Raw genomic sequence first — 13,064 nt, forward strand, 5'->3', positions numbered from 1 at the left:
AGAACGACCGCTGCATTCTGTAAATTGCAGCGGTCACCCGGTATAACTGGTGGGTCAGTGCGCTGCCGACGTCACGTCTTGGGCAACGTGACGCCGTGCTGACCTTGATATTTGCCGCCGCGATCCGCGTACGACGTTTCACAAATCTCGTCGCTTTCGAAAAACAGCACTTGAGCGACGCCTTCGTTCGCGTAGATTTTCGCAGGCAAAGGTGTCGTATTCGAGAATTCGAGCGTGACGTGCCCTTCCCATTCCGGCTCGAACGGCGTCACGTTGACAATGATCCCGCAGCGCGCATACGTGGACTTGCCCAGACACACGGTCAGGACGCTGCGCGGAATGCGGAAATACTCGACCGTGCGAGCGAGCGCGAACGAATTCGGCGGGATGATGCAGACATCGCCCTTGAAATCGACAAACGACTTCTCGTCGAAGTTCTTCGGATCGACGATGGTCGAGTTGATGTTCGTGAAGATCTTGAATTCGTCGGCGCAGCGGATGTCGTAGCCGTAGCTCGACGTGCCGTAGCTGACAATCTTCCGGCCGTCTTCGGAGACGCGAACCTGGTCGGGCGCGAACGGCTCGATCATGTTGTGCGACGCGGCCATGCGCCGGATCCACTTGTCGGATTTGATAGTCATAGGTGAACGCTGCTCGACGTGAATGACAGAGGTATGACGGATAACGACCCGGTTAGTGCCGGGTCACTTTTGGCTTACTGCGCGCCTGCTTTGCGCTGACTTCGAAAACGGAGCCAGGCGGCGTGCCGTTCAGGCGCCTTACGACCTTTGGCCGAGTGCCCCGCCTACACGGCAGAACGGGCGCTCCGGCGTGGCAGCCGAACGAAAGGCGCTTATTTTACGCGATCGTGAGAATGGTGCCGCGATTAGGGCCAGGAGCGGCCCGGTGCCTGTCCCGAAGCTGCTTTAGATGAATGCCGGCCGCGCGCGCCCGGACCTCAAACACGGAGCCCGCTCGCCGCTCATTGGCGAATCAATCCGCAGGCGAGCGCGGGGCCCGCGCCATGTTGCGGATACGCGTACGGATCGGTCGCATCGTGATGCAGCAGAACCGCACGCTGCAACACCGAGCGGATGCCGTCGAGCGAGACGTCCGGCGCGACGATGAAGCCCGTGGCCACGCCGTTCGCGTCCGCGTGAATATTGCCGAGGTCGCCCTCGACCCGCGCGCCGGATTTCAGACGCTCGGCGGCCGGCGAGAACACCTGGCCGGCGCTGGAACCGTCGGCGGCGTTGCAGTCGCCGCGCTCGTGTACTTGCAACGCGTGGTCGCTATTGGGCGGCATGCCCGCCAGATTGTAGGTGACCTGCACGCCGTCCGAGCGCTCGATGAACGTGACGAGGCCGCGCGCCTGATTGCCCACGGTGGGCAGCAACTGCGCGTCCGCGCGTTTTTCCTGTGGTCTCAGGAACGCGCTACAGCCGCATAACAGCACACTGCTGGCAGTCAGGACGATGAACGCATGCACCGCCTGCCCGTCGATTCGTTTTCCCATGCGATCCTCTTGCCGGCCTGGTGGCCGCCCCTGCGGCCGCCGAGCCGAACTTGTGAAGTCGACATGATACCGCGAGACCAGGCGAAAACAGACGCTTTGACCCCTTGTCCGAACGGCTACTCAAGAGGGCCCGCCGAACCTGTCGCTGCGCGCCGCGCGCCCCGAGGGAGCAATCTTCCAAGGCGAGTCCCTGCGAAGCGAAAAACCTGCGGCGGCCCGGCGCTTTCTCAGGTGTTCTGGACCACGATATTGGGAAACTTCGACGTCATGTCGCGAGCGCGCTCGGCGATATGGATCGCCACCTTGCGCGCGATCGACCGGTAGATCTCCGCAATACGTCCCTGCGGGTCGGCCACCACGGTCGGTTTGCCCGAGTCGGCCTGCTCGCGGATTGCGATGTCGAGCGGCAGGCTGCCGAGCACGTCGACGCCGTATTCCTTGCCCATGCGCTCGCCGCCGCCCGCGCCGAAGATATGCTCTTCGTGGCCACAATTCGAGCAGATATGCATACCCATGTTCTCGACGATGCCGAGAATCGGAATGCCGACCTTCTCGAACATCTTGAGGCCCTTCTTGGCGTCGAGCAGCGCGATGTCCTGCGGCGTGGTGACGATCACGGCGCCCGTCACCGGCACGCGCTGCGAGAGAGTGAGCTGAATGTCGCCGGTGCCCGGCGGCATGTCGACGATCAGGTAGTCGAGATCGCGCCAGTTGGTCTGCCGCAGCAGTTGTTCCAACGCGGAAGTGGCCATCGGCCCGCGCCACACCATCGGGTTGTCCTGCTCGATCAGGAAGCCGATCGAATTGGCCTGCAGGCCGTGGCCGGTCATCGGGTTCATCGACTTCTCGTCGGGCGATTCGGGGCGGCCCACGATGCCCAGCATCATCGGCAGCGACGGGCCGTAGATGTCCGCGTCGAGAATGCCGACCGACGCGCCTTCGCTCGCCAGCGCCAGCGCGAGATTCACGGCGGTCGTGCTCTTGCCGACGCCGCCCTTGCCCGACGCCACCGCGACGATGTTCTTGACGTTCGGCAACAGTTTCACGCCACGCTGCACGGTATGCGCCGCGATCTGCTGCGACAGCTGAACACGCGCGTCGGCCACACCCGGCACGGCGCGCAGTGCATCGGAAAACTGCGCGCGGATAGCGTCGAATTGGCGCATGGCCGGATAGCCGAGTACCACGTCGATGCTGACCGCGTCACCCTGCACGGCGACGTTCTTGATGTTCTTGGCGGCTGCGTACGGCCGGCCGGTGTTGGGGTCAGCGACGGCTGCGAGGGCAGCGTCGACCAATGCCCGATCGATACTCATTGACTCTCCGTGGGGAACACCTGCGGCGCAGCGGAATCGAAATCTCGGCCACGCGCCGGAATTTGAAAGAAATTGTTAGACAGCATTGCGAAAACCAAGCGTGCCGGGCACCCTTCGGGCAGGCGGAACGCCATGGGGCCGCATCGCTGCGTGCTCAGTCATTATTGTAGTGGCTGGCGCCAAGCCTTGCCGGAAGACCCTTCTTTACTGTCGGACCGAGGCTGAACAGGGCGTAGGACTTTTCATATTGGCGAGCCGACGGCTTTACTGCCGTCATCTTCGCCGTATAAATTTGCTGTTGGTCGCGCCGTGTTTGCCTGACTCGCTTCACTCAAGAGGAATCAAAAATGAATGCAAAAATTATGACTCGCCTGGCTGTCTTTGCCGTTGCCGGTTCGCTGCTGGCGGGCTGCGCCACCCAACAGGGCACCGACACGGCTGTCGGTACGGGCGTGGGCGCCGGCACCGGCGCGGCGATCGGCGCAATCTTCGGCGGCGGTAAGGGCGCGGCGATCGGCGCGGGCGTCGGCGCGGCGGTGGGCGGCGTCACCGGCTACAACTGGCAAGCCATTCACAACAAGCTGTCGGGCGCCACCAAGGGCACCGGCACGCAGATCACCGAACAGCCGGACGGCTCGCTCAAGCTGAATATTCCGAGCTCGGTCACGTTCGACACCAACAGCTACGCAGTCAAGCCGTCGTTCGCCCCGGTGCTGGACCAACTGGCGCAGACCCTGCAGCAGAATCCGGAACTGATCGCTCAGGTGGTTGGCCACACGGATAGCACGGGCCAGCCGGCGTACAACCAGACGCTGTCGGTCAACCGCGCGGAAAGCGTGACGGGCTACCTGGGCCAGCGCGGCGTCGCGCCGCAGCGCCTGTCGGCACAAGGCCTGGGCCAAACCCAGCCGATCGCCGACAACAACACCGAAGCCGGTCGTGCAGCGAACCGCCGCGTGGAAATCTATCTGCGCGCTACGGCTCAGCACACCACGCAATAAGGACGAGACTGCGGGAGATTGAGAAAGCCGGTCGCCGAGGCTGCATCACCGGTGATCGTTATGCTTTAGAAAGCCGTGGAAGGCGGAAAAAAGGAATCTCGCACGAGAACGAAAAAAATTTCGAACTCTGCGGAAAATCCGCTGTCTGTCTTTACGGTACGTGGCTGGCGATGCCGCCGCGTCACCATTCTCCTCTTGTCGTTGTTGCTCCGGGGTTAATAGCCCCGGTTTTTTTTGGGCGCTCGGTTTTCACACCGTCCGGCCCGCACCGACTCACGCCGCGCCCCCAGGCGGCCCGCCCCGCGCCGGGCGCCTGCCCTGCTAGAATCAACCTTTCGTCCCACCGCAGGCTCCCACCATCCTTATGTCAGCACCCGCAACCGATCTCTCCGCAGGCGCGCCGTCAGGCCGTCGCCAGATTCTTGTCACGTCGGCCCTTCCCTATGCGAATGGGCAAATCCATATTGGCCATCTGGTCGAATATATCCAGACGGACATCTGGGTCCGGACGTTGCGAATGCACGGGCACGAGGTCTACTACGTGGGCGCCGACGACACGCACGGCACGCCCGTCATGTTGCGCGCGGAGAAAGAAGGTCTCACGCCGAAGCAGTTGATCGATCGCGTCTGGCTGGAACATAAGCGCGACTTCGACAGCTTCGGAATTTCGTTCGACAATTACTACTCGACCGACTCCGAAGAGAACCGCGTTCTCAGCGAAAACGTCTATCTGGCGCTCAAGGAAGCGGGTCTGATCGACGCGCGCGATATCGAACAGGCGTATGACCCGGTCAAGGAAATGTTCCTGCCGGATCGCTTCATCAAGGGCGAATGCCCGAAATGCGGCGCGAAGGACCAGTACGGCGACAGTTGCGAAGTATGCGGCTCGACTTATCTGCCCACCGAGTTGATCAATCCGTACTCGGTCGTCTCGGGCGCCACGCCGATTCGCAAGACGTCGACACACTATTTCTTCCGCCTCTCCGATCCGCGTTGCGAGAATTTCCTGCGCGCGTGGGTGGGCGGTCTGGCGCAGCCGGAAGCCACCAACAAGATGCGCGAATGGCTCGGCGACGCCGGCGAAGCCAAGCTCGCCGACTGGGACATCTCGCGCGACGCGCCGTATTTCGGCTTCGAGATTCCGGGCGCGCCGGGCAAGTATTTCTACGTGTGGCTGGACGCGCCGGTCGGCTATTACGCGAGCTTCAAGAACCTCGCCGAAAAACGCGGCCTCGACTTCGACGCGTGGATTCGCAAGGGCTCGACGGCCGAGCAGTATCACTTCATCGGCAAGGACATTCTGTATTTCCACACGCTGTTCTGGCCGGCCATGCTCGAGTTTTCGGGCCACCGCACGCCGACCAACGTGTTCGCGCACGGCTTCCTGACCGTGGACGGCGCGAAGATGTCGAAGTCGCGCGGCACCTTCATCACCGCGCAGAGCGTGATCGACACGGGTCTGAATCCGGAATGGCTGCGCTACTACTTCGCGGCCAAGCTGAACAGCACGATGGAAGACCTCGACCTGAACCTCGACGACTTCCAGGCGCGCGTGAACAGCGATCTGGTTGGCAAGTATGTGAACATCGCGAGCCGCGCCGCCGGCTTCCTGATCAAGCGCTTCGACGGCCGCGTGCAGGACAGCGCGATGCAGCATCCGCTGCTCGCCTCGCTGCGCGCCGCCGTGCCGCAAATCGCCGCGAACTACGAAGCCCGCGAGTACAACCGCGCGCTGCGTCAGACCATGGATCTGGCCGACGCGGTGAACGCGTACGTCGACACCGCCAAGCCGTGGGATCAGGCCAAAGACCCGGCCAACGGCGTCGCGCTGCATGAAACCTGCAGCGTGAGCATCGAAGCGTTCCGCCTGCTGTCGCTGGCGCTCAAGCCGGTGCTGCCGAAGCTCGCCGAAGCGGTCGAAGGCTTCCTCGGCATCGAACCGCTGGTGTGGGCCGACGCCAACGTGCCGCTCAGCTCCACGCGCCCGATCAACGCGTACAAGCATCTGATGACGCGCGTCGATCCGAAGCAGATCGAAGCGCTGGTTGCAGCCAATCGCGACTCGCTGCAGGCCACGCCGGACGCAGCCGCGTCGGCCGACGCCAAGGGCAAGTCGAAGGCAGCGAAAGCAGCCGCCGCCGACAAGGACGAAACGCCCGGCGTCATCTCGATCGACGATTTCGCGAAGATCGATTTGCGCATTGCGAAGATCGTCGACTGCAAGGCGGTGGAGGGTTCGGACAAGCTGCTGCAACTCACGCTCGACGTCGGCGAAGAGAAAACCCGCAATGTGTTTTCGGGCATCAAGTCGGCGTATCAGCCGGAGCAACTGGTCGGCAAGCTGACGGTAATGGTCGCGAACCTCGCGCCGCGCAAGATGAAGTTCGGCCTGTCCGAAGGCATGGTGCTGGCCGCCTCCGCCACCGACGAGAAAGCGGAACCGGGCCTGTACATCGTGGAGCCGCACAGCGGCGCGAAGCCGGGCATGCGCGTGAAGTAAAGCGCGCGGCGTCTCACGCTGCAAGCACGCATGAAAAAACGGCACGTCCTGAAAAGGCGTGCCGTTTTTTTGACGGTCGGCGCGAAGACTCAAGCGCCGCCGATCAGCCTATCACCACCGAATCCGATCGAAGCGCCGCGTGTAGAGCAGATCGACGCCGTCGAACGTGCCGCCATAAGCCGCGACCGACCAGTACCGCGTCAGGTTGACCGTCGCCTTGATCGCGTTGCTCGCCGACTGCAGCCCCTGTTCGTAGCCGATCACGAGCCATTCGTTGATTGCCTTCGACACCATCACCACCTGCGGATCGGTCAAGCCGACTTCGCTTCGTCCGATCGAAAACTCGTCGAGCCCGAACGTCTGCGCGATCCGCTTGCCGCTCGCGCTGCCGAGCAGCGCGAGCGCCGTCGTCATGGTGCTTTGCTGGCCGAGGTTATTACCCTGATCCGTGCCGTGGCCGAACAGCAGCCACGAGAGCTTTTCGTTATCCGGCACGTTCGGCTCCGACACCAGCTTCGCCGTCGGGTACTGAACTGTGCCCGTGACCTGCACGCCTGCCTCGACCTGCTGATTGCGCCGCATGGCCAGGATATTGATGCCGGGATTGGCCACCGGCCCGTTGAACGTGAAGAAGCCGTTCTCGATGTTGAGCTTGCGGCCGAACGCCGTGTAGGTCGAACCCGGCGTGACGCGCACGTTCCCCACCGCGCGCAGCGGCAGATTCGGCGCGCTCATCGCGGTGATCGTGCCGGTCAGGCCCAGGTCGGCGCCCTGGCCGCGGAAGCGGAAGTTGTTGCCAAGGCTGATGTCGATATTGGCGCGCGGCGCGAACGGACCGATCGGCTTGTTGGTGCCGGGCACGGGCCGCGGCCGCTCGCCCGCCACCGAACCGTCCGGGCGCACCACCACGACGTCGTCGCCGAGCTTCGGCGCGGACTGCTCCGGCATGTCGAACAGCGCGTGATCGACCACGAATTTGCCGTTGATCGCCATGCCGCCCTGCGCCCCCGCATTCGCGACGCTCGCGCTGCCCGACAGCGACAAATTACGATCCGGCGCCGCGAACAATTCGAGCTTGTCCGCGACGATGCTCGCCGTCAGATCCGGCTCCGCGCCGTCCAGACGCACGCGGCCGGTGGCGCGCAAGGTGCCGCTCGCGCCGCGAAATTCGACCTGCTGGAAGTCCACCAGATTGTGCGAAAGCGCGATGCGCACCACGCCGTCCTTCAACTGCACGCCCTGATCGACCATCGTCGCGGAGAGACCGTCGCCGAGCAGCGAGCCGGTGAGGTTCGGCTTGGCGACGGTGCCGCCGAGCTCGAGCTTCAGCGCGAGGTGGCCGTCGAGCAGATAGCTCGGACCGAACAGGCCGCCGGTCGTTTTCAGCGACGGCACATTGGCGTTGACATTGCCGTTGAGCGCGCCGTCTTCGTTGACGGTCAGAAAACCGTCGCGCATCGCCAGCGTGGTGTGCGCGTCGGCGTCGATCACGCCGATGCGGCTCGCCTGCGCGTGCAAGGTGGCGTTGAGCCGGTTGCCGCCGCTGAATTCGGCGCGCGCGGCGATATTCGTAATGCCCAGAGAAGCGAGGCCCCGGCCGATTTCAACCGTGACGTCGCCGCTGCGGCGTTGCAACTGGATGTGGCCGGTCGCCGTGCTGCCGAGCGCGAAGTCCCAGTCGCCGTCGAACACCAGATCGGTTTTGACGTGCGGCGGCTCGCCCGTGATCTCATGCCGCAGGTCCTGCAGACGCGCGACTGAGATGCCGGTCAGGCTGCCTGCCGACTGAACCTTGCCGTGATCGAAAGCGAAGGTTTTCAGGCTCAGCACCGCGCCTTCGAGCGTGAGCCGGGTCGCGCCGAGCGTCAGGCGGTCCGGGCCGGCGCTGACGGCGAGCGGCGACTCGAGATTCAACGCCGGCGTGCCACGATTCTGCAACCGCGTGACGGTGCCGTCCCAGCGCGTGCCGTCGCGCGCTTCGGTCAGCTTGCCGTTGGCGGCGAGCGTGAGTTCGAGCGGACGGTCTTGCAGCTTGCCGGTGGCCGCGGCCTCCAGCGTGTGACTGGCGCGCGTGCCGGACAGACGCGCCGTGAGCGTGTTCAGATCGACGCCGCCCGCGCTCAGATCGCGCGCGTCGGTGGTAAAGACGAGCGCGCCGTTCGCGCCATCGCGCAGTTCGGCGTGCCCTTCCGCATGGCCGATGCGGTTGCTGCTGAATACCACGCTGTCGGCCTTGTAGTTCAGCACGACGTTCGGATGCGCGAACGAGCCGGTGACGTCGCCATCGGCCGCGATGAGTCCGGCGAGACCGAAGCCGAGGCGCTCCAGTTCAGGCGCGTCGACGCGAAACTTCAGCCGGTCGCCACGTGCGCCGAAGCTGCCTTGCAGATCCACCTGGTTGCCCGCGACCGAGAGGTTCGCGCGGCTCGGCAGAATCCGCGAACCCGCCAGTTGGATCGTGCCGCCGCCGGTCAACGGCAGGCCGTCGTAGACGCTCGGCCCGAGCTTGAATTCGGCCTTGGTCGTGAAAACCGGGCCGAGCATGCCGGCCGCGGTAAGCGTGCCGTTCACGCGCGCTTCGATCTTGCGTGCAGGCGGGGCGCCGCGTTTCTTCGGCGACGGGGTTTTGCGCTCGACTACTTCGGCTTTGACAGCGGCCTTGGCGGTGTTTTTCACGGCGGCGGCGGCTTTTTCGGCGGGCGCGGCAGACTTTGCGCCGGCCGTGCTGCCCACTTGCGCAGCGGCAGCCTCTGCGGTTTTGCTGTTTTTGGCGCGGCTTGCCGACGGTGCCGGTCCAGTCACCGGTGTGCGCGACGGCATCTGTGAAGTCAGCGTCAACGGATCGAAATCGGTCAGCTGCGCTTTCAGGTTGTAGGTGGAATTCGCGTCGTGCTTGAGCGCGCCGGACAGATCGATGCGGCCTTTGCCCGATGTGATGCGCACGTCGTTGAAGCTCATCCGCGCGGGATCGAATGTGATCTTGCCCTGGGCGCGCAGCGCCGCTTTCGGGTCGGCGAGATCCAGTGTGAGGCTCTGCACGTCGTCGTTCAGACGCACGCCGATGGGGCCGGAAAGCTGCGTGGGCCGTACCGTCGCTTGCAGCGCGTTCAGGTCGAGGTTGGCGACTTTCAGATCGAACTGCCCGCGCTTGCCGGATAGCGTGCCGCCGCCGGTGAGCGTGGCGCTCTTCACGAGCCGCACGTTCAGGTTCGAGATGCGCTGCGCCTGGGCGTCGAGCCGCACGTCGGCGTTGGCGTCGATCAGCGGCAGCAGGTTCTGGTCGATCGCGCCGGGTTTGGCGTTGACGATCGAGACGTGGCCGGTGACCGCGAAACCTGTGGCGGGTTTGGCGGTGGCGTCGCGGTTGGCGTCGCCTTTGCCGGTTGTCGCTATGGGCGGTTGCGTTGCGCTGGCGGCGTTGCCTGCGCCCGCGAGGGCGCTTTGGCTGGCAGCGCGGCCGGGACTGACCGCGCTGGAAGCGCTGCGGCCGTCGGCGGTATGGGTGGCGTTCGCGGTACTCGCGGCCTTTACCACCGCCTTCGCCCCACTTGCCGCACCGGCCCCGCGCGCAGCGCCAGTCGAACTAGCGGCACTCGCCGCGGTTGCACCGCTCGCCCCCAACACGACCTCCCCCGCCGCACCCTGCGCCACCGGCTGCAACTCCGCCCGCACGGCCAGATCGGCCAGCGGCGCGCCGGGCGCAAAAGCCTGCGGGTTGATGTGATCGAAGGTCAGCGTGGCGCGCTGTAGCGGCACGTCGCCGAACGGCGTAGCCTCGACCCGCGCATGACCGGCGAGCTTCATGCCGCTAGCATCGAGTTCCGCGACGAGATTCTCCAACGAGCCGCTCAGATGGCCACCCACCTGCACCGCCTCGTCGTTCACCTTGCCCGAATAGCCGATGTCCCCACTCAACGGAAACGGCCGCACACCGTCGAGTTTGGCGGCCGCCGTCACCGCACCGAACGGCGTGTCCAGCCGCTCGATCGCGGCCTCGTGATGGCGCCCGTCGCTGCGTCCGTGAAAGACGAAACGCGAAAACTCCGTCGTCGACGCGCCCTGACGCAGCAGCAGCTTGTCGACCTGGACGTCGCGGATGTCGAGCTGCATCGGCAAGCGCAAGTCTTGTGGCAACTTCACCGGCCCGCTGCTGCTCGACGACGAAGAACCAATACGCGCGTCCACCGTGCCGATATGCAGATAGTCGATGGTGAACCGCCAAGGTTCGCGCGCGAGCGCCCAGCGGCCCGCCACGCGGTCGATCTGGATATCCGTGCCGCTGCCGTCGAGGCTGCGCCACCGCACTTGTCGCAATTGCAGCCCATTGGCGAGAGCGCCGCGCTCCAGCGTGCCGCTCAGCTTGCCGCCCAGCAGCTTCACCGCCGCCTGCCACGCATAGGCGGTGCCGCGCTCGGTCGTCAACGCGCCGTACAACAAACCCACCGCCAACACGAGCAACAGCACCAGCACGGCCACCGTCCACGCGAACGTTTTCAGCAGCAACCGGCCGAGCCGGCGCCTTGGCGGCGGCTGCTGTCCGGGTGGCGGCTCCGGCGGTTGTGCACCGGGCGGCTGCGCGGGAGGTTGGGCGGAAACGTCCGTGGTCATGCGTGGATCATGTGGAAGCAGGTTTTCATCAGAAGGCGATGCCCAGCGTCAGATACGGCCGCACACTCTTGTTGCGAATGCCGTAGGCGACATCGACGTTGACCGGGCCGACCGGGCTGCGCCAGCGCGCCCCGACGCCGACGCCGGGATAAAAGACTTTTTCGCCCCACGTGTCGGTGGCGGTGCCGACGTCGAAGAACGCGGCCGCGCCCCAGTCGTGACTGAACCAGTGCTGGTACTCGGCCGAGCCCGTGACGAGATACTTGGTGGGCAGCACCGAACCGTCGACGTTGTTACCGATGCTCTGATAGCCATAGCCGCGCACCGAATTCGAGCCGCCCGCGCGAAACAGCAGCGAGGCCGGAATGCCGCTCGAAGGGCCGCTCGTGAACACGCCGCCGAGTTCGGCGCGAATCAGCACGAGGTCTTCCTTGCCGATCGGCAGATACTGCTGGCCGCGCGCATAGCCGCGAATGAAGGTCTGGTCGGTCAGCGCGCCTTTGACCGCGAAGCCCGCCTCGACGTGAATCAGGTTGCCCTTGCGCGGGAACAGCGGGTCGTCGGTATTGCGCCGGGTCCACGACCAGGACGGCACCAGCGCGCGGCTCGTGGTCGGCGCCGCCGCGTTCTGATCGAGCCGGTCCTGGTAGTACAGGAGCGCGTAGTTGTAGTCGATGAATTGCGAGGTTCGGGCCCGTTGCACACCGCCGCGGATACTGTAAATACGCGTGTCGGATACGTCGGTCGTGGTGTAGGACGCCAGCACGCTATTGGTCCACGCACGCGGCCCCGGCGGCATGGCGAGCTGAATTTGGCCGTATTGCTGGATCTGGTCGACGCGCCCCTGGATGGTGAACGGCCACGCTTTGCCGAACGTGTCGAGATACGAATAGGAACCCTGGACCAGCGGGCCGTTGTCCGTCGAGTAGCCGACCCCGCCTCGAATGCTGTTGTACGGATATTCCGACACCTTCACGTGCACCGGCGTGTCGACCGGCTTGGCCGGGTCGCTGTCCACGTCGATCGCGACGCTCGCGTAGTACGGCGTGTTTTGCAACTGCCGCTGCAATTCGGTGATGCGCTGCACGTCGTAGATGTCACCCTCGGAGATCGGGTTCACGTTCTCAACGATCTTTTCCGGATAGCGCCGCGTGCCCGATACGTCGAGCTTGCCCATGGTGAAGGTCGGCCCGCTCTCGTACGTGACCGACAGTTTCGCCTCGTGCGTGCGCGGATCGACTCGCGCCTCGGAGTGGTAAATCTTCGCGCCCAGATAGCGGCGCGCCTGCAGCGCCTTGAGCGACGCGTTTTTCGCGTCGTCCCACTCGCCCTGCGAGAACGGCTCACCTTCGTGCAGCGAAAACGCGAAGCGCGCGGCGTTTTCCTGGGCCGGGTCCTCGGTCAGCACCGGCCCGCGAAACGACAGCGAAATCGACGAGATGACGGTCTGCGGACCAGGATCGACGCTCACCGTGACGCGCTTCGCATTGTCGACGGTGCGCACGTCGGTGCGCACGACCGGGCTGAAATAGCCCTGCGTGGAGGCCAGATCGCGGACCTGCTGGGGGGTGGCGGTAATCAGAAACTCGAACTGGTCGTCGCTGATGTCGGGGCGCTTGGCGAACCGCGCGATGTCCAGATGCTCTTCGAGCAGCTTGCGCAGCGAGCGCGGCGTGGCTTCGATCTCGACCTTGTAGCTGGCCGCCGCTTTTGCGGCGTGGGCGTTGCCGGTTGCCAGCGTCAGCATGAGGAGGCCGAATGCCAGCCACGTGCGCAGCCAGTGCCCCATGGGCGTGCGATGCCCACGCCCGGAACTGGCCTTGCCGCGCCGCAGCCGCGGCTTGTCGATCGCACACCCCGCCAAACAGGACCTCCGGCCGTGGTTGATGAATTTTGTCGCTCAGGCGCGCCGCGGCGGCCGAAGCACGCTATTTGACCACATCGGCGGGGCGCCGCGAGATCTCTAAAATCGCGTCCGCGGCATACCAGCCGGGGACGCGCCCGCCTTTGACGCACGCTGCGCCGCGCGGGTTCCAGCTATTTTCACGCGCCGCCCGCCCGGCCTGGCCGCCGTTTTTCGACCGCGCGCCGCGCATGCGGTAAAATTATGGAATAGCAGCGGC

7 protein-coding genes are annotated in these 13,064 nt (G+C 64.9%); 2 read left to right on the plus strand and 5 right to left on the minus strand.

Annotation, left to right across the window (positions count from 1 at the left end; all coding sequences use genetic code 11):
* Window positions 1-71 precede the first annotated feature (71 nt).
* The 3 genes from dcd to apbC form a co-directional block, all read right to left on the minus strand.
* Window positions 72-641 (minus strand): dCTP deaminase, encoded by a 570-nt coding sequence (gene dcd / locus PQR42_RS14110; RefSeq protein WP_012432068.1) that lies wholly within the window; start codon window positions 639-641, stop codon window positions 72-74.
* 341 nt (window positions 642-982) lie between these two features.
* On the minus strand, window positions 983-1,516 hold the full coding sequence (locus PQR42_RS14115) for a superoxide dismutase family protein (protein ID WP_012432067.1): 534 nt from the start codon (window positions 1,514-1,516) through the stop codon (window positions 983-985).
* A 227-nt stretch (window positions 1,517-1,743) separates the two neighbouring features.
* Window positions 1,744-2,832, minus strand: a complete 1,089-nt coding sequence (gene apbC / locus PQR42_RS14120; protein ID WP_408209935.1) for an iron-sulfur cluster carrier protein ApbC — start codon at window positions 2,830-2,832, stop codon at window positions 1,744-1,746.
* Window positions 2,833-3,179: 347 nt separating this feature from the next.
* Between apbC and PQR42_RS14125 the strand changes: the two genes are divergently transcribed.
* Together PQR42_RS14125 and metG are read left to right on the plus strand one after the other, a co-directional pair.
* Window positions 3,180-3,833, plus strand: coding sequence for a YiaD family glycine zipper/OmpA-like lipoprotein (locus PQR42_RS14125; protein WP_408209932.1), 654 nt, complete (start codon window positions 3,180-3,182; stop codon window positions 3,831-3,833).
* Between the two features lie 364 nt (window positions 3,834-4,197).
* Window positions 4,198-6,333 (plus strand): methionine--tRNA ligase, encoded by a 2,136-nt coding sequence (metG, locus tag PQR42_RS14130; protein ID WP_408209929.1) that lies wholly within the window; start codon window positions 4,198-4,200, stop codon window positions 6,331-6,333.
* A gap of 111 nt (window positions 6,334-6,444) precedes the next feature.
* Here metG and PQR42_RS14135 read toward each other — a convergent pair whose 3' ends face one another.
* Window positions 6,445-10,941 carry a translocation/assembly module TamB domain-containing protein gene (locus PQR42_RS14135; protein ID WP_408385470.1) on the minus strand — a complete coding sequence of 1,499 codons (4,497 nt, stop codon included), beginning with the start codon at window positions 10,939-10,941 and terminating at the stop codon, window positions 6,445-6,447.
* A gap of 28 nt (window positions 10,942-10,969) precedes the next feature.
* A complete protein-coding gene (locus PQR42_RS14140; protein WP_408385468.1) occupies window positions 10,970-12,805 on the minus strand; it encodes an autotransporter assembly complex protein TamA in 1,836 nt (611 codons plus the stop codon).
* Window positions 12,806-13,064 lie beyond the last annotated feature (259 nt).

Origin of the sequence: Paraburkholderia sediminicola (assembly GCF_046027355.1) — a bacterium.
GTDB lineage: Bacteria > Pseudomonadota > Gammaproteobacteria > Burkholderiales > Burkholderiaceae > Paraburkholderia > Paraburkholderia sediminicola_B.

Excerpts from the sequence above, each read along its gene's own strand:
- dcd (WP_012432068.1), bottom strand. The coding sequence starts at position 641 with ATGACTATCAAATCCGACAAGTGGATCCGGCGCATGGCCGCGTCGCAC.
- PQR42_RS14115 (WP_012432067.1), bottom strand. The coding sequence starts at position 1,516 with ATGGGAAAACGAATCGACGGGCAGGCGGTGCATGCGTTCATCGTCCTG.
- apbC (WP_408209935.1), bottom strand. The coding sequence starts at position 2,832 with ATGAGTATCGATCGGGCATTGGTCGACGCTGCCCTCGCAGCCGTCGCT.
- PQR42_RS14125 (WP_408209932.1), top strand. The coding sequence starts at position 3,180 with ATGAATGCAAAAATTATGACTCGCCTGGCTGTCTTTGCCGTTGCCGGT.
- metG (WP_408209929.1), top strand. The coding sequence starts at position 4,198 with ATGTCAGCACCCGCAACCGATCTCTCCGCAGGCGCGCCGTCAGGCCGT.
- PQR42_RS14135 (WP_408385470.1), bottom strand. The coding sequence starts at position 10,941 with ATGACCACGGACGTTTCCGCCCAACCTCCCGCGCAGCCGCCCGGTGCA.